The sequence below is a fragment of the Variovorax gracilis genome, assembly GCF_030317115.1.
Taxonomy (GTDB): Bacteria; Pseudomonadota; Gammaproteobacteria; order Burkholderiales; family Burkholderiaceae_C; genus Variovorax; species Variovorax gracilis.
This window is the reverse complement of the sequence record NZ_JASZYF010000006.1, coordinates 125,242-140,876: the sequence shown is the minus strand read 5'-3', so window position 1 is coordinate 140,876 and position 15,635 is coordinate 125,242. Positions and strand designations below refer to the sequence as shown.

The 15,635-nt window shown below is 65.3% G+C and carries 17 protein-coding genes and 1 pseudogene; 6 read left to right on the top strand and 12 right to left on the bottom strand.

The annotated features are described in order from the left end of the window. The 3 genes from QTH97_RS14355 (at position 1) to QTH97_RS14345 (ending at position 2,300) form a co-directional block, all read left to right on the top strand. Entirely contained in the window at positions 1–219 is a 219-nt protein-coding gene (locus QTH97_RS14355; protein ID WP_286568886.1) for a DUF2783 domain-containing protein, read from the top strand. Continuing rightward, positions 216–1,175 carry an MBL fold metallo-hydrolase gene (locus QTH97_RS14350; RefSeq protein WP_286568885.1) on the top strand — a complete coding sequence of 320 codons (960 nt, stop codon included), beginning with the start codon at positions 216–218 and terminating at the stop codon, positions 1,173–1,175. Before QTH97_RS14355 ends, QTH97_RS14350 begins: the two co-directional genes overlap by 4 nt. Positions 1,176–1,328: 153 nt before the next feature. After that, on the top strand, positions 1,329–2,300 hold the full coding sequence (locus QTH97_RS14345) for a Bug family tripartite tricarboxylate transporter substrate binding protein (RefSeq protein WP_286568884.1): 972 nt from the start codon (positions 1,329–1,331) through the stop codon (positions 2,298–2,300). A gap of 162 nt (positions 2,301–2,462) precedes the next feature. On the opposite strand, the gene QTH97_RS14340 is transcribed toward QTH97_RS14345, so the two are convergent. The 11 genes and pseudogenes from QTH97_RS14340 to def all read right to left on the bottom strand — a co-directional run bounded on the left by QTH97_RS14340 (position 2,463) and on the right by def (position 9,798). Then, entirely contained in the window at positions 2,463–2,972 is a 510-nt protein-coding gene (locus tag QTH97_RS14340) for a hypothetical protein (RefSeq protein WP_286568883.1), read from the bottom strand. A 31-nt stretch (positions 2,973–3,003) separates the two neighbouring features. Beyond that, on the bottom strand, positions 3,004–3,354 hold the full coding sequence (locus QTH97_RS14335) for a hypothetical protein (protein ID WP_286568882.1): 351 nt from the start codon (positions 3,352–3,354) through the stop codon (positions 3,004–3,006). Between the two features lie 45 nt (positions 3,355–3,399). Continuing rightward, a pseudogene (locus tag QTH97_RS36975) lies at positions 3,400–3,720 on the bottom strand (EndoU domain-containing protein); the annotation flags it as partial. A 290-nt stretch (positions 3,721–4,010) separates the two neighbouring features. After that, complete coding sequence (locus QTH97_RS37220; protein WP_506555385.1) at positions 4,011–4,253, bottom strand: DUF596 domain-containing protein; 243 nt, start codon at positions 4,251–4,253, stop codon at positions 4,011–4,013. Then, the gene (locus QTH97_RS14330) at positions 4,228–4,698 is read right to left on the bottom strand and encodes a hypothetical protein (protein ID WP_286568881.1); all 471 of its coding nucleotides are present in this window, start codon (positions 4,696–4,698) and stop codon (positions 4,228–4,230) included. The genes QTH97_RS37220 and QTH97_RS14330 overlap by 26 nt, the downstream gene beginning before the upstream one ends. After that, on the bottom strand, positions 4,695–6,455 hold the full coding sequence (locus tag QTH97_RS14325) for a ShlB/FhaC/HecB family hemolysin secretion/activation protein (protein ID WP_286569105.1): 1,761 nt from the start codon (positions 6,453–6,455) through the stop codon (positions 4,695–4,697). The genes QTH97_RS14330 and QTH97_RS14325 overlap by 4 nt, the downstream gene beginning before the upstream one ends. 276 nt (positions 6,456–6,731) lie before the next feature. Beyond that, positions 6,732–7,076, bottom strand: coding sequence for an AzlD domain-containing protein (locus QTH97_RS14320; RefSeq protein ID WP_286568880.1), 345 nt, complete (start codon positions 7,074–7,076; stop codon positions 6,732–6,734). Further along, the gene (locus tag QTH97_RS14315; protein ID WP_286568879.1) at positions 7,073–7,813 is read right to left on the bottom strand and encodes an AzlC family ABC transporter permease; all 741 of its coding nucleotides are present in this window, start codon (positions 7,811–7,813) and stop codon (positions 7,073–7,075) included. The genes QTH97_RS14320 and QTH97_RS14315 overlap by 4 nt, the downstream gene beginning before the upstream one ends. Further along, positions 7,813–8,763 carry a methionyl-tRNA formyltransferase gene (gene fmt, locus QTH97_RS14310; RefSeq protein WP_286568878.1) on the bottom strand — a complete coding sequence of 317 codons (951 nt, stop codon included), beginning with the start codon at positions 8,761–8,763 and terminating at the stop codon, positions 7,813–7,815. Before fmt ends, QTH97_RS14315 begins: the two co-directional genes overlap by 1 nt. A 7-nt stretch (positions 8,764–8,770) precedes the next feature. Beyond that, complete coding sequence (locus QTH97_RS14305) at positions 8,771–9,265, bottom strand: hypothetical protein (protein WP_286568877.1); 495 nt, start codon at positions 9,263–9,265, stop codon at positions 8,771–8,773. Further along, entirely contained in the window at positions 9,265–9,798 is a 534-nt protein-coding gene (def, locus tag QTH97_RS14300) for a peptide deformylase (RefSeq protein ID WP_286568876.1), read from the bottom strand. The genes QTH97_RS14305 and def overlap by 1 nt, the downstream gene beginning before the upstream one ends. Before the next feature lie 161 nt (positions 9,799–9,959). On the opposite strand from def, the gene QTH97_RS14295 reads away from it, so the two are divergent. The 3 genes from QTH97_RS14295 to QTH97_RS14285 all read left to right on the top strand — a co-directional run bounded on the left by QTH97_RS14295 (position 9,960) and on the right by QTH97_RS14285 (position 12,930). Beyond that, positions 9,960–11,183, top strand: a complete 1,224-nt coding sequence (locus QTH97_RS14295; RefSeq protein WP_286568875.1) for a LysM peptidoglycan-binding domain-containing protein — start codon at positions 9,960–9,962, stop codon at positions 11,181–11,183. 15 nt (positions 11,184–11,198) lie between these two features. Continuing rightward, complete coding sequence (gene dprA / locus QTH97_RS14290; RefSeq protein WP_286568874.1) at positions 11,199–12,338, top strand: DNA-processing protein DprA; 1,140 nt, start codon at positions 11,199–11,201, stop codon at positions 12,336–12,338. Positions 12,339–12,414: 76 nt separating this feature from the next. Next, complete coding sequence (locus QTH97_RS14285) at positions 12,415–12,930, top strand: Smg family protein (protein WP_286568873.1); 516 nt, start codon at positions 12,415–12,417, stop codon at positions 12,928–12,930. 125 nt (positions 12,931–13,055) lie between these two features. Here the strand turns inward: QTH97_RS14285 and QTH97_RS14280 are convergent, their stop codons facing one another. After that, on the bottom strand, positions 13,056–15,467 hold the full coding sequence (locus QTH97_RS14280; RefSeq protein WP_286568871.1) for a DUF1631 family protein: 2,412 nt from the start codon (positions 15,465–15,467) through the stop codon (positions 13,056–13,058). Between the last annotated feature and the right edge of the window lie 168 nt (positions 15,468–15,635).

Here is a 15,635-nt window from a genome sequence, read left to right as displayed (position 1 = left end):
ATGATCACAGAGCCCCACATCCCCGACCCCGACGGCTTCTACGCAGCCTGGCTCAGCGCCATCGAAGGACTGACCGAGGCCCGGAGCGCCGACTTCAACGCCCGCCTCGTGCTGCTGCTGGCCAACCAGTGCGGCGACCAGACCGTGCTGCTGGACTGCATCGCCGCCGCGCGCGAGAGCGGCGAGCCCTCCCACCCCACGACAAAAAGCCCCGCATGAACGCATCCGTCTCCTTCGCCTCCGCCTCCGACACCCGCGAGCAGAAGCCGCAAGTGCGAGAACTCGCACCCAACGTGTACGGCTACATCAGCGACTTCGACCCCAACTGCGGCTTCATCGTCGGTGACGAGCACGTGGTGCTGATCGACACCCGGCCGACGCCGCGCATGGCGCGCGACTTCCTGGCCGACATCCGCACCGTCACCGACAAGCCGATCAAGTTCATCGTGCTCACGCACTACCACGCGGTCCGCGTGATGGGCGCGAGCGCCTTCGACGATGTGCAGGCCATCATCGCCAGCCAGGGCACGCTCGACTGGGTGCGCGAGCGCGGGCAGGCCGATTTCGATTCGGAGGTCGGCCGCTTTCCGCGCCTCTTCGCCGGCGTCGAGGAAATCCCCGGCCTCACCGTGCCGACCCTGAGCTTCGAGCGCGAGATGAGCCTGTGGCTCGGCGCGCGCGAAGTGCGGCTGATGTGCCTCGGCCGCGGCCACTCGGGCGGTGACACGGTGGCGTGGCTGCCCGACTGCGGCGTGCTGTTCTCGGGCGACGTGGTCGAGAACCGCTGCGGCGTCTATGCCGGCGATGCCTACATCCAGGATTGGGCGGGCACGCTCGACGCCGTCGCAGCGCTGAAGCCCGAAGTGCTCGTGCCCGGACGCGGCGCGGTGCTGAAGGGCGCGGCGGCATGCGCCGAAGCCATCGAGCTCACGAAAGCCTTTCTCTCGACCCTGATCGCCAGCGTGCGCTCCGGCATCGACGCGGGCGACAGCCTGCGCGGCTGCTTCGAGCGCGCCGAGAAGGCGATGAAGCCGCGCTTCGGCGAGTGGCCGGTGTTCCAGCACGTGCTGCCCTTCGACGTGTCGAGGGCCTATGACGAGTTGCGCGGCATCGAGCATCCCGTCGTATGGACCGCCGAGCGCGACCGCGAGTTGTGGCAGGTCCTGCGCGAATGAATGGGCTCGCCCCCAGGCTCCGCGCACTTCGTGTCGCTTCGCCTTCCCCCTGACCGGGGGCAATACCTGCGGCCCGGCGAAGCCGGTTCCGCGGTATTTCTGGTTGAACCGTGACGGCTCACTGATATTGGAATTTCAAACGGAGACAAACCTATGCGACGATTTCTGAAACTGCTGGCCGCTGGCCTTGCGATCACCATGGCCAACCATGTGCCGGCCCAGTCCAGCTACCCCAGCCAACCCGTGCGCTGGATCGTTCCCTACGTGGCCGGGGGTGGAACCGACAACCTGGCCCGCTCGCTGGCCGAGGCGATGCAGCCTTCGCTCGGCCAGCCGATCGTCATCGACAACCGCCCCGGCGCGTCGACCAACATCGGCGTGTCGGTGCTGATGCAGGCCAAGCCCGACGGCTACACCATCATGCAGGCCGAGAACGCGGCGCTGCTGTTCAACGAGCACATGTTCGCCAAGCTGCCCTACAAGCCGGCGACCGACTTCACCTACATCGGCACCATCGGCCGCTTCCCGGTGGCACTGGTGGTGCATCCGGACTTTCCGGCCAAGACGGTTGCGGAATTCGTGAGCTATGTGAAGGCGAACCCCGACAAGGTGAGCTACGCCTCGCCCGGCAACGGCTCGCCGCACCACATGGCGATGGAACTCTTCAAGCAGAAGGCCGGCGTGAGCATCCAGCATGTGCCGTACAAGGGCGCCGCACCGGCCATGACGGACATCATGGGAGGCCAGGTGCCGACCATGATGCTGGACCTCGCATCGGGCCTGCCGATCATCAAGTCGGGCAAGGTGCGGGTGCTGGCGATCGCGCTGCCGCAGCGGGCCAGTGCGCTGCCGGACGTGCCGACCTTCGCCGAGCTGGGCTACAAGGACGTCAACGCCTACGCCTTCCACGGCCTCATCGGCCCGGCCGGCATGCCGCCGGAAGCGGTGAACCGCATCAACGGTGAACTGAAGAAGGCGATGCAGTCGCCGAAGGTGGTGAAGCTGTTCTCGGAATTCGGCTTCGAGGCGCTGCCGGGGACGCCGCAGGATTTCTACACGCTGTCGCGGGCGGAGAGTGATCGGTGGGGGAAGATCATCAAGACGGCTGGGGTGCAGTTGGATTAAGGGCCTTGCACGTACAAACCGGCCTACCGATCAGCGCAGGGCTGCTGCCGCCGGCACTGCCGCCGGGGCCGGCCGTCCACGGTGCTCACGCCGTAGCAGAACCGCGGATGCACAGGCTCGCGTTCAACCGATCGCTGCCAGCCCCACTGGTAGCTGGCGTATTCAGCCCCTGATCTCTCTACCCCAAAGAAACTGCCCAATGTGATAGTCCAATTCAAAGTAATACTGGCCCGCGAGTTCAACCCATGCTGTTACCCCAAACTCACCCGGCTTGCCGTCAGCAGGATTGACGTAGGGCGCACTGACGCTGGTAAATGACGTTGGCGGCTTTGCGGATTCGGGGTTCTGAGGGCGCGTGAGTTGCCAGGGCACCGCTAGACGTACTCGGTGCTTGCCAAAGGCGTCAAGCAAGAGGCAGTTGTCGGGCCTCCAATCCCTCTCGAAGCAGATGAAGCCCGTGGCATCAGGGAGAATTTCTCTAACCTCTTTATCCCTCGCGAGAACCTCGATCCGTTGGCTACCAACATGCCAAGAATAAGAAACCGTGGGCCCAAAGCCACGCCCATTGTGTTCTTGAATCCATTTGGGCCAGTCCTTGTCGAGCATGGAATTACCAAGCGCGTCGTGTAGGGTGAAGTCACTGATAACTTCTTCTATCGTTGGAGTTTTCATTTCGTTCCTGAGGCACCGTGTATCTCACAGATCACTTGTAGCCCAGAAACTCATCCAATAAGGCCAAGTTCCTTTCTACCTCTTCGGTGGTAGCTTGGTTGCCGAAACGCCAAAAATCCTCGGATGACCAAAATTCTGCAGCGCCGAAATAGTGGGCGCCGATTCCCAACTCCACGCCGCCAACCCAAGCTTGGCGGTCCTGCCCGATGCCATAGCGAATCACATGCTTTCTATCGACCAGGTAGTGGGAATACCACCATCCCCACTCTTCATCCTCGGAATATAAAAACCGCTTGACGAATCGATTTCCATGCGCCTTGTAGTAGTTCAATACCGTTTCATCAAGCATTTGACGCCCCTGCAAATCGTTCTTTAACTGCATACAAAAATCCTCCAGGACCGACGATACTGCCAAATATTATCTGAGCTACAGCGCTCGCCATCGAGGTTGGCTCCGTTGATAGCTTTCAGGTCGACCAAGGTGCCGTTGGCGATGGCGCCCGATTGAGGATGTCGCCCGCGTCTTCCGCACCGGTGGGGGGACAAATTGCACCTGTACGCCGCTTGGTGTAGTCGCGACAAATGGAGTTGTGACGCCCGATGGCTGCTTCGCGAATGCTGCTGCCAACTCAAAGTTAAGCCTAGCTTCCGACCAAATCTGCGGAAAGAACGTCGATGATTTGACTTTGTCGATCCACTGCCCTGTCGAATTTTTCACTTGCACAGTCGCTTCATAGACCCCGGCTGCATCTGGCGGTTTCGTCTAGCCCCGATTCAGGAAGCTCCTGCACTATATGGTGACATCCGACCGCCTTGCCGCTCGAGCCTGCGGTTGCTTTGAAGTTATCTCGAAGGCTGTGTTCGATCGCATACCGTCTCGAGATCAATTTTCCATTGACCCTGGTTTTTTCAATCTTTGCGTGATCACGTCCATTGCCGGGTACCGCGGTCTTGCTGATCCAGTTCGCCCCTTGGGCGGCTGCCGCTCCGAAGCGCGCTAAGCAATCCGTCTGTGGTACACAGCCGTTCTCAATCGAGTCACCGCTGCCACGCTGAGCCGCCAGGGCACGCTTCCGAGAAAAACCAAATTCCGCCAGACATCTGAGACTCGTCGTCGGGTAACGCCTCTCTAAACCGGTCGATCTGTTGTTTGGTCGTACCTTCGATAGGTTCGTGAGTCTGCATATTCACGAGGACGACGTGCTGCTCCTCAAGCAATCGCTCAAGAACCCACAAAAATACCTCTTTCCGTTCATCAAAAGTGCAGTAAGCATGCCGCACCTTCGAGGACGTTCCCCAACCAACGTTGCAAGGCACTTGGAGATTCGAGCGGCGGTGGTCCGTACTCTTGCGTTGCTTGATCTGGGGTTGGAAGTACAGTCGGACCCACAGGCCTCACAGGCTCCGAAGAACCGGAAGTGGTGGTGCTGCGGCCAAGAAGCGCATTGCTCAGCATCTCGCTCATCGCGATCGCTTCCGCAGCCGGCTGCGTCAGAGTGCCGTTTTGCGCCATCAACTCGGCCGTGCGGCGTGGCAGTCCCTCGACCGCGACCGCCGTAATTCCAACCAAGCCCATGCACCCAGGGTTGGTGATGCATGCCTTCACGGCTGCAGTGACGACCGCGCCTCTGAAATTGTTCGCCGCCGCATTCGCACCAGCATTCGCTCCGAGATTGATCTCGTCCGCATTGCCCCCGCCGACAGCCACGCCGATGCTGGCGATCATGGCGGCGAACTGCGTGGTGTCCGGCCGAATGCCATTGAGCAGGATGTCTTCGGGAGACCGATCGCGGTTGTAGAAAATCGCCGCCGCCTCGCCGAGCGTGGCGCCGACGGCGCCGCCGGCACATCCTCCGCCTGCGTTGCCGTTTTGCTGATAGGCGCACCTACGAAGAAGTCGTAGCTCAGGCCCTGGACGACACCGCGGATGCCGACCACACCACCCGCGAGATGGCTGCCGATCAACTGATCGACGAACAGACCGCCGACCTCGCCGTAGTCGATGCCCGCGTAGAACTCGGCGCCGCTCGCTCCGAGTGCCCAGCCGACGTCGTTGCGCACAAGCCAGCCCCGATCGCCCATCAGGCTCGACTCGCCGTCGAATCCGCGCACGGTGAAACGCCCGTCGATGGAGAACATGTCCTGCGGCGTGAGAGGAGTGCGGCTCCACTGCGCGCGCCACAAGCCGGAATAGCGCAGCTTCTGGTAGCCCAGTTGGAACGGCAGGTTCACGCCCAGGTCCGCCGTGATGATTCGCATGCGGGAGGTGCCTTCGCCGAATGGCTCCTCGGGCGCTGGAATGGCTCCGAAGGCCCCTGTGCCGCGGCGATAAACGAGATTGCCGTCGAGCGTGGCCGGGCCGATGAACTCGCGGTGGCTCAGGCCGAGTTCCCAGCCCCCGACGACGCGGCGCTGGACTTCGATCTCGGTGTCGTCGATGAAGTTGTGCGACGAGCGCCGGAATGCGCGCACGCTGGCAATGGTCTTGCGGTGCTGGTCGCGATACAGCAACCGCGAGATGCTGGTCCCGGCATTGCTGCTCTCGCCGCCATAGACGTAGTTCTGGAAGGCGCCCGCGACGTTCTGGTGGTAGTCGTTCTGCGATGCCGTGGCGCTGAACAGCCAATCGCCATAGGGAACCGAGTAGTGGACGATCTGCCCAGCGGTTCCCTTGTCCGCGCTGCCGAACCAATGGCCGTCGATGCTGTGATGGGCGCTGACGTAGAAGAGATCATTCAACCCGAAGGGATTGTCGACAGAGGCCGTGGCGCCCGCCTGGTAGCGGCCCGTCGCTTCGGTCCCGCTGTCGTCGAGGCTCAGGGACGCACGAACCTGTCTCGTCTGCGCATACTTGACGACGAGATCGCTGTCCCCAGGCTGCGCATTGGGCGCAGTCGATGGCTCGATCTGGATGTCGGCCTCGGCGGTGGGCACGCGCTTGAGGTTTTCCAATCCCTGTTCGATGTCGCGCAGGTTGAGGAGCTCGTTGGCGCGTGCAGGGATGGCGGTGCGCAGGCTGGTCGGCGTGGCTTCGCCGTCGAAGCGGATCGCGGCGATGCGCCCGGGTATCAGCGTCAGGGTGAGCACGCCTCGGGTGAGATCCTGCGAGTCCGCGAGCACGCGCGTGGTGACGTAGCCGCTCTCGATGACGGCCTGCTGCACGCGCGCGAGCACGATGTTGGCGCCCTCCGTGCCGAGGCAGCGGCCGATGGGCGAATCGTCTCCCCGCTCGCCGTCGATCGCAGCGAGCGCCCATTGAAACTCGTCGGAGCGCTCACCGGAGAGCACGACGCGGTCGATGCGAAAGCACGGCGTTTCCGCGTCGGGGAGGCGCTGAGATTCAGTGGTCTGCTGCCTGGGGAGGCGTGCATCGACCGTGCTCTCCTGCTGCTCGCGCAGCGCGCGTTCACGCTCTTGCTGGCGCTGCTCCTCGACGATCGGGCGGGGCGTCGATGCAACCTGCGCTTGCGCCCCGAACGACATGGCCAAGCCCGTCAGAACAGTGCAGGAGAGAACGGGATGCGGTTTTCGCGCGGCAAGGCGAACCGCCGCCACGGGCCGTGCCCGCCGGCGGGAGAAAAATTTCATGGGTGCAGCGCCAGAAGACGCGAATGTCAAACGTGTCGGCATTCGGAAGAGCCGACGCCGCCTGGTCCGACAATCTACGGACGCAACAAGCACTGAGCCATCAGATTGATCTGAGCGCTCCAGGGAACAGGAAAAATTCGCGTCAATTCAAGACGCGTCTCGCGCGTCCGCCTACCAGCCCAGCCCGAGGTGCAACGGCAGGTAGATCGCCATCCCCGCCAGCATCGTCCCCAGCACGCCGCGGCGCCAGAAGTAGTAGGCGGCACCGGCCGCCGCGCCGTAGAGGCGGGCGTCGTGCAGGGTCGAGATCAGGTGCCCCTGCGTCATCACGATCTCGGGAATGATCACCGCCGCCAGCGCCGCCACGGGCGCGTAGTGCAACGCGCGGTGGGCCCACTCGGGCAGGCCCCACGGGCGGTCGAGGATGAAGAAGAAGCAGCGCGTGAGCACGGTGACGCCGGCCAGGCCGATGATCACGGCCAGGGTCCACAGATCGGTCTCGCCGCCGTGGCTCACTTGTCGTCCTCCGCATCGGGGTCCAGCCCGAACTGCTTCTCCAGCCAGAAGCACAACAACACGGCCACGCCGATGCCGGCAACGATGTTCAGCTTGAGCGGCAATGCGTACGCGGCCACGGCCGTGACGCCCGCGATCAACGCGGCCAGGATGCGCAGGCGCGTCGTCGCCATGGAGCACACGATGGCGACCAGGCTCAGCACGCCCGCAAAGCCCAGCCCCCAGCTCTGCGGGATCATGTTCGCGAGCACGATCCCTATCAGGCTCATGCCCATCCAGGCGCACCAGGTCACGAAGTAGTTGCCCGTGAGGTAGGCCTCCTGCGAGCGCTTCTCGGCCTCGGTGGTCGGCGGTTGCGGATATCGGCGGGTGAACAGCGCATAGCTCATGTCGGCCGTGAGGTAGCCGTGCATCATGCGGCGCCAGCGCGGCATGTGCATGAGGTAGGGACGCAGGTGCAGGCTGAAGACGACGAAGCGGAGGTTGACGCAGAAGCCCGTCGCCAGCACGACCCACGCGGGCGCGCCGGCGATCAGCAGCGGAATGGCCGCCAGCTGCGAACTGCCCGCGTAGACCAGCAAGGTCATCGCGATGGCCTCGAACACGCTCATGCCCGACTTGAGCATGGCGACGCCGGTCATGAGGCCCCAGGCGCCGATGCCGATGGCGGCGGAGGACATCTCGCGCACGCCCTGGCCGAACTCCGGCTGGCGACGGATCGAGGACGAAAGAAACATCAGCCGAAGACCTGGCCGGGCTTGACTTCAAAACCCCGCAGGAAGTCGGCGACCCGCAGCCGCTTGCCGCCCGCGCGCTGCAATTCGGTGAGCATGGCGATGGAACCCTTCGCGGCCACGGCAATGCCGGCCGGCGTGACGGCGAGCACGGTGCCGGGCGCTTCCGCGGTCGCGCCGTGCGGGGCGTCCGCCGCCCACAGCTTAACGGTTTCGCCGCCGAGCGCGCTGCTGGCGCCGGGGAAGGGGTCGAAGGCGCGGATGCGGCGCACGATCGTCGCGGCGTCCTGCGTCCAGTCGACCTGCGCCTCGCTTTTCTCGACCTTGTGGGCGTAGGTCACGCCTTCGGCTGGCTGCGGTTCAGCGTGCAGCGTGCCGGCTTCGGCCTGGTGCAGCGCGTCGACGATCATTCGTCCGCCCATTGCGGCCAGGCGGTCGTGCAGGCGGGCGGTGGTGTCGTCGCCGATGGGCAGCGATTCGCGCAGCAGCATGTCGCCGGTGTCGAGGCCGGCATCCATCTGCATGATGGTCACGCCGGTTTCGGCATCGCCGGCTTCGATCGCGCGGTGGATCGGCGCCGCGCCGCGCCAGCGCGGCAGGAGGCTCGCGTGGATGTTGAGGCAGCCGAGGCGCGGCGCGTCCAGCACCCATTGCGGCAGGATCAGGCCGTAGGCCGCGACCACCATCACGTCGGCCTTCGCGTCGGCGATCGCGTCGCGCGCGGCGATGGCGTCTTCGGGGAATTTGCCGTCCAGCCGCAAGCTTCGCGGCTGCGCCACCGGCCAGCCGCGGCTGGCGGCGAACTGCTTGACCGGCGAGGCCTGCAGCTTCATGCCGCGGCCGGCGGGCCGATCAGGCTGGGTCAGCACGAGGACGATCTCGAAGCCGGCTTCGGCCAGCGACTCCAGCGCGACGCGCGCGAACTCGGGCGTACCCGCAAACACCACCCTCATGCGCGGCTCACCGGGACGAGTCCATGTCGCGGAACAGTTCGTCCGCGGTGTGATAGTGGTCGACGACGCCTGCCGGATCGACATAGATATAGAGGAGCCGGCGGTTGTTGAGCGATTTGTAGTGCCAGGCCCAGACTTCGCCGTCGAAGGAGGTCACGCGCGAAATCTCGAAAGGCCGGCCATAGGTGCGCAACACGTCCTCCACGCGCCACTCTCCGGGCTTGATGGTGCTGTCGAACAGGCCTTCGTAGAGTTCCTGGCGGATGGAGAAGACCTTGCCGCTCGCGTCGATGTCGACGTTGTTCACCGCGACGCCTGCGGGCGCCCGCGAGTACTGGAGCCGCTCTCCGCCGCCGGGCAAGGGATAGGTGGAAGTCGGGGTGCCCAGGCGCTGCAGCGTCGTCGCGCGATCGGTGCCGAGCGGTAGCCAGGTCGGCTCGCTCACACAGCCGGCCAGGATCGCCGCCAACGCGACGATCAGAGGCCACAGGCGCCGGGACATCAGCGGCGTCCTTCGCGCTGTTCGAGCTTCTGGTCTTCGCGCTGCTGCTTGAGCAGCTTGCTCTTGATGCGGTTGCGCTTCAGCGGAGAAAGGTATTCGACGAACACCTTGCCGAGCAGGTGGTCGAGCTCGTGCTGGATGCAGACGGCGAGCAGGCCTTCGGCCTCGATGGTCTGCGGCTCGCCGGCGCCGTCGAGGGCAGTCACGCGGACCGAGGTGGAACGCTCGACGCCGTCGTAGATCCCGGGGACCGAGAGGCAGCCCTCTTCGTTGAGCACCTTCTCGTCGCTCGCCCACACAATCTCGGGATTGATCAGGACGATCGGCTTGTCGCGATCCTCGGACACGTCGATCACCACCAGTCGCTCGTGGACGTCGATCTGCGTGGCGGCCAGGCCGATGCCGTTGGCGTCGTACATGGTCTCGAGCATGTCGGCAACCAGCGTCTTGATGCGAGCATCCACACCCTGCACCGGCTTGGCGACGGTATGCAGGCGTGGGTCCGGGTAACTCAAAATGGTTCGTTTGGCCATGAAAGCGAGGAAAAGTTGTCGCTATTTTCGCCATTTCCGCGACGCGCCGAGGCGCTGCGGGGTCATAGTCGTTGCCCAATCAAGGGCTTCAGCGCAAAATTCGTAGCAAATTGTGAGGATTCGTACCAACTGCTCGGCGCAGCGCGTGCACACCATAAACCATGAACAAACTCCGAATCAACAAGGGCCTGCGTCCGAGCCTCGTCGCGACGCTGGCGGCGATCACCGTCGCGAGCATGGGTGGCACGGCAGCGTTGGCGCAGAACTATCCTGTCACGCCGCAGCAGCGGACCACGGCCCAGCAGACGGCGCAGGCTGGCATTCCGGTGAGCGAGCTCGCGCCGAACGCGCCTGACGAATACACGGTCAAGCCCGGCGATACGCTCTGGGCGATCTCCCGCCTCTACCTGCGCAGCCCGTGGCGCTGGCCCGAGCTCTGGGGCATGAACATCAGCGAGATCTCGAATCCGCACCGGATCTACCCCGGCCAGGTGCTCTACCTCGACAAGACCGGCGGTCGCGCCCGCCTGAGCACGCGCCGCGGCAGCGGTGCGCCCGACGGCACGATCAAGCTGTCGCCGCGCACACGCTACGAATCGCTGTCCGGCATGGCATTGCCGACGCTCAATCCCAGCCTGATCGAACCCTTCCTGAGCGAGCCGATCATCATCGACGAGGACACGCTCAGGACAGCGCCGCATATCGTGGCGGGCAACGACAGCCGCGTGCTCCTGGCGCGCGGCGATCGCGCCTATGCGCTGGGCGATGCCAACTCGCAGCTGATCGAGACGGCCGGCCCGATCCAGACCTTCCGCGTCTTCCGCAATGCCACGCCGCTGAGCGACCCGGCCACGGGCGAACTCCTCGGCTACGAGGCGGCGTACCTCGGCCGGGCACAGCTCAAGCGCAGCCAGTCGGTCGAAGGCCAGCTGGTCGAGGGCAAGGAAGTGATCAACGTGATCCCGGCGACCCTCGACATCACCGCCGCGCGCGAGGAAATGCGCGCCGGCGACCGGCTCCTGCCGGAACCCCAGCGCCAGTTGCTGAGCTACACGCCACGAGCGCCGGAACAGGTGATCAACGGCCGCATCGTCTCGGTGTACGGCAATGCCGTGCAGTACGTGGCGCAGAACCAGGTGGTGGTGATCAACAAGGGCACGCGCGACGGCATCGAAAGCGGCCATGTGCTTGCCATCCTGAAAAACGGCGAAACCGTCGTCGACCGGGCGTCCAACCCCAACTACACCGGCAAGCAGGTCGTGAAGCTGCCCAATGAGCGCATCGGTCTCCTGATGGTGTTCCGCCCGTTCGAGAAGGCATCCTACGCCCTGGTGCTCGAGATCAGCGACGCGCCAAAGGCCGGCGACCTGCTGGTCAATCCCTGACGGCTTCGCTTTCGCGTGGGGGGTGAGGAACTCGCGAGCTGGCTCAGACTGTCGCTGACGCCAGGCATCGGCAACACCGCGGGCCGCAAGCTGCTCGCGGCCTTCGGCTTGCCAGCCGATGTCTTCCGGCAAACGCCAGACGCGCTCAGACAGGTCGCGACCGATGCGCAGGTACGGGCCCTGCTTCAAGCGCCCGCGGACCTGCCTCGGCTGATCGAGCAGACGCTCGAATGGCTCCAAGGCGCCGACAGCCACGGCGCGACGCGACGCATCCTGACCCTCGGCGATCCGGGCTATCCGTCGTCGTTGCTCGAAACGGCCGATCCGCCGTTGATGCTCTACCTGCTGGGCGCGCCGGCTTTCGACCTGACGCAGTTGGATCGCAGCATCGCGATGGTCGGCAGCCGCAATCCCACGTCGCAGGGAACCGAAAACGCACGTGCCTTCGCGCGGGCTTTCGGCGAAGCGGGGATCAGCGTGGTGTCGGGCCTCGCGCTCGGCATCGACGGCGCTGCGCACGAAGGTGCGCTGGAAGCGGCGCGAGGCTCCGGTCGACTGGCCACGGTCGCCGTGGTGGGCACCGGGTTGGACCGCGTCTACCCGGCGAAGCACCGTGACCTCGCGCACCGCATCGCGGCGCAGGGGCTGATCGTGAGCGAGTACGCGCTGGGCACGCCGCCGCTCAACCAGAACTTCCCGAAGCGCAATCGCATCATCTCGGGGCTCTGCAGTGGAACGCTCGTGGTGGAGGCGGCGCTCAAGTCCGGCTCGCTGATCACGGCACGCCTCGCCGCCGAACAAGGCAGGGAGGTGTTCGCGATCCCGGGCTCGATCCATTCGCCGCAAGCGCGCGGCTGCCATGCGCTGATTCGCCAGGGCGCGAAGCTGGTCGAATCGGTCAACGACGTGCTCGAAGAGTTGCGCTTCGGCGCGACTGCGCCCGCTGCGGCGCGCTCATCCGCCGCGGAGGTCGACGCTGCGAACGAGCCTGCGCTGCTGCGTGAACTGGGCTTCGATCCCGTGAGTCTGGAGGTGCTGTGCGCACGCACGGGCTACAGCGCCGCCGACCTGCAGGCGAAATTGCTGGAACTCGAACTGGACGGCAGCGTCGCCCGCCTGCCGGGCGGATTGTTCCAGCGCGTCGCGCTCGGCTGACCATCGGGCGAAACACGCGGCGTCGTGTTCGCGCAACTCTCAGGGCGCGACGCTTCGAGTGGGCTATATTGGGTCCATGTTCGAAGTGCTCGTGTTTGTCTACGAAAACTACTGGCGCGGCGATGCTTGCCCCGAACCCGAACAGCTGGGCCGCAAGCTCAGTGCGCAGGGGTTCGATGCGGAGGAGATCCGCGACGCGCTGCAGTGGCTCGATGGCCTGAGCCTCGCCACCCAGGGCATCCAGCTCACCCGGCATGCCGACGGCGTTTCAGCCACCGTGAGCCTTCGCAGCGCGGGTGATGCCGCGATCGCGCAGTCACCGGGCTCGATGCGCGTCTACTCGAGCGCCGAGCAGGAGCACATCGGCGCCGAGTGCCTGGGCTTCATCAGTTTTCTCGAATCGTCCGGCGTCCTGCCGGGCGGCATGCGCGAGATCGTGGTCGAACGCGCCATGGCGACGCCAGGCGACCCTCTGGGCCTCGATGAACTCAAGATCATCGTGTTGATGGTGCACTGGAGCACCGGCGTCGAACCCGACGCGTTGGTGCTCGACGAGCTGTGCGACGACACCGCTGGCCGGCTGGCTCACTAGCTCGCCTTCCAGCCTCGCTTACTTCGTAGGCTCGGCCCCCCGGCCGCGGCGCAACACCGGCGAAGCCGGCTCTGCGGTATTTTTTGGACGTGGCCGCGCTGCGCCGGCCAGGGCGATCGTTTCGCTCAGTTCAGGAGGCGTTCGGGGTTGGCGTCGAGCTTGGCCAGCGCCTCGCGGGTGGCTCGGACGGTGAGTGTTTCTTCTTCGGCAGGCACGAGCAGGCCTGCCTGCAGGTACGACGCCAGTCTTCCGACCTGGATGAGAAAGCTGCGGCCGTCGCTGGACGCGAACAGGTGCAGTTGCTTGCGGTCGCTGCGCCAGACGAACTGGACCTGGCTCACGCGGTCGTTGTGGTCGAGCATGAACCAGGTGCCGACCTGGAGTTCGTGCGCCCAGGCAAGCATGTCTTCGCCGACCTTGGTGCCGGTATCGGGCACCACTTCGATCGACGCGGCATCGACGCCGAGCAGAAGCTCGATGCTCGCGGCGTCCAGCGGCAGGTCGGTCGCACTTTCGTCGGCGACGAAGTCCTCGAGGTTGGCCAGGCGCTTGGCCATGGCCTCGATCTTGGCCTGCGGAATCGCCTCGGTCTTGGACAGGAAGGCGTCGGACAAGGTCGCGCCGATGATCTTGATGTGGTTCTCTTGCGGCTCGCCGACGATGCCAAGAAGCGTCATGCCCTGGCGCAGGCGCTGGAGCAGCTTGGGCAGGTCCTGGATCACGCGGGTGCGGTCGTTGCGGTTGGGCTTGGCGCTCGCGGCCCACACCAGATCGGAGGCGGAGCGCTTCAAGGTCACCGTCTGTTCGTCCTGCGGCCCATAGCGCAGGGCGGCAATGGCCAGGACCTCGGCCCAGACCTTGAACAGGAACTCGCGGATCTCCTCGCGCACCGGCATGTCGTTGAGCATCTTGCGCAACTCGATGGTGTACTGGATCGCCATCGTTTCCTTCTGCTCGACCTGCTGCGCCACGCTCATCACCTTCTGCGTGGTGTCGCTCTGCGTGAGGTACTTGTTGAGGAAGGCGACGAATTCGTCGAACACCAGCTTGAAGACGCGCTGCCCGGTTTCAGGGTATTGCTCGATCACCTGCACGACGCGGCGGATCTCGCCTTCGAGCGCGCTGCCGGAAATGGCGGCGGCATCGAAGCCCATGACGCAGGAGCCCATGCGGTCGATCAGCATGCGCGCGGGGTGCTGCAGGGTGCCGAAGAACTCCGGCTCGGCGATCGCCACGCGCAGGACCGGCATCTGCAGCCGCGCGAACCAGACGCGTGCGGAGAAGGGAATGCGCTCCTCGGCCAGGATGGCCTGGAACATCAGCGCCACGATCTCGACGGTGGCCTTGTCGGCGGTCGTCGGCGCTTTCTTTTTCAGTTCGGTGGTGCGGCGGCGCAGTTCGGCCGACGCGTTGTGAATGGCTGTGGCTTCGTCACCGACCACGTATTGCGACGCGTGCACCTGGTAGGCCACTTCCGCATCGGCGATGGCCGCGGCGAACGCAGGTGCGCCGCCGGCGCCCCCGACCTGCACCCCTGCGCCCCCGACCACCTCGCCAGGAGCGGCCGGGCGATGCTGCGTGATGTCGCCCCCGATGCGCGCGCTCACGAAGCGCTTGAGATTGAGCAGCACCCCCTGCGCGCGCTGGCGCGCCAGCAACAAGGGCGAGCCGCCGGTGGCCACCATGGTGTCGCCGCCCGCATACCCGGCGCCGCCCGTCACGCCGCGCCCCACGCCAACCCCGATGGCCGCCGGCGCAAAACTCCCAGGGGGAGCGCCAAAGCCGCCACGCATGACCGGCTGCTGGACGGTCATGCCCATGGCGGCACTGCTGCCGGCGTGGCCGCCCGCAAAGCTGCCGCCGAGCGTCCCGTTGCCGGTGTTGGTCGAGCCCGTGCGCCGCACGAAGCTCTTGAGGTCGATCTCGGGCATCACGTCCTTGGACACCAGGAAGGCGTTGGCGTCCTTGTAGGCTTTGACCATCACGTCGACCATCTCGTGCTGCACCTGGTCCTGGACCTTGGTCCAGAGCGCGCGGCTCAGGCCAGTGGCCAGCCACTGGTCGACCAGCACCTTGGCCAGCGCCTCGGGCTTGAGGATGTCCTTGGCCTCGAGTTCGTTCGTCCCTTCGAGATGCTGGATGCGCAGCCGCAGGTCATTGAGCTCGAAGTTGGCCTTGTCCTGGATCGCCTGGGCCAGCCTCGACGACAGGATGCTGGTTTCCACCACTTCGTCGCCGATCAGCTCAAGGCGCGACAGTGAATTGGAAGTCGACCCCATGGCCGTGCTGGCAGCCAGTGCCTTGCGCCACGCGTTCTGCGACAACTGCACCCAGTTGGAACCCTGTGCCTGGAAGGCGAGGAAGCCGTCGCGGTTCTCCTGCATGTCCCGCGCGTTGCCGGTCTGTGCGGCCAGTGCGACGAGCCTTTCGCGGATCGCGTGAGCGACCGGCGCGATCATCCCCTCGGTGGCGGCGACGAAACGCTCGCGCGTCTCGCGGGACAGTTGGAGGGAGGAGGCATGGGACCGCGTGGGCATGGATGGTCAGGTCGGCAGTTGAATCAGTTCGACAAGCACGAGCTTGCATCGGGAAGCGTAACCGCACAAGAGCCCGCAATGCTCGGCAACCCCAACCCTGACCCTGAACGCAAGCGCCGGGCCAGGCCGACGCCGGACCGCCCCAAGGCGGCCTGCTGCCCCCTCGGG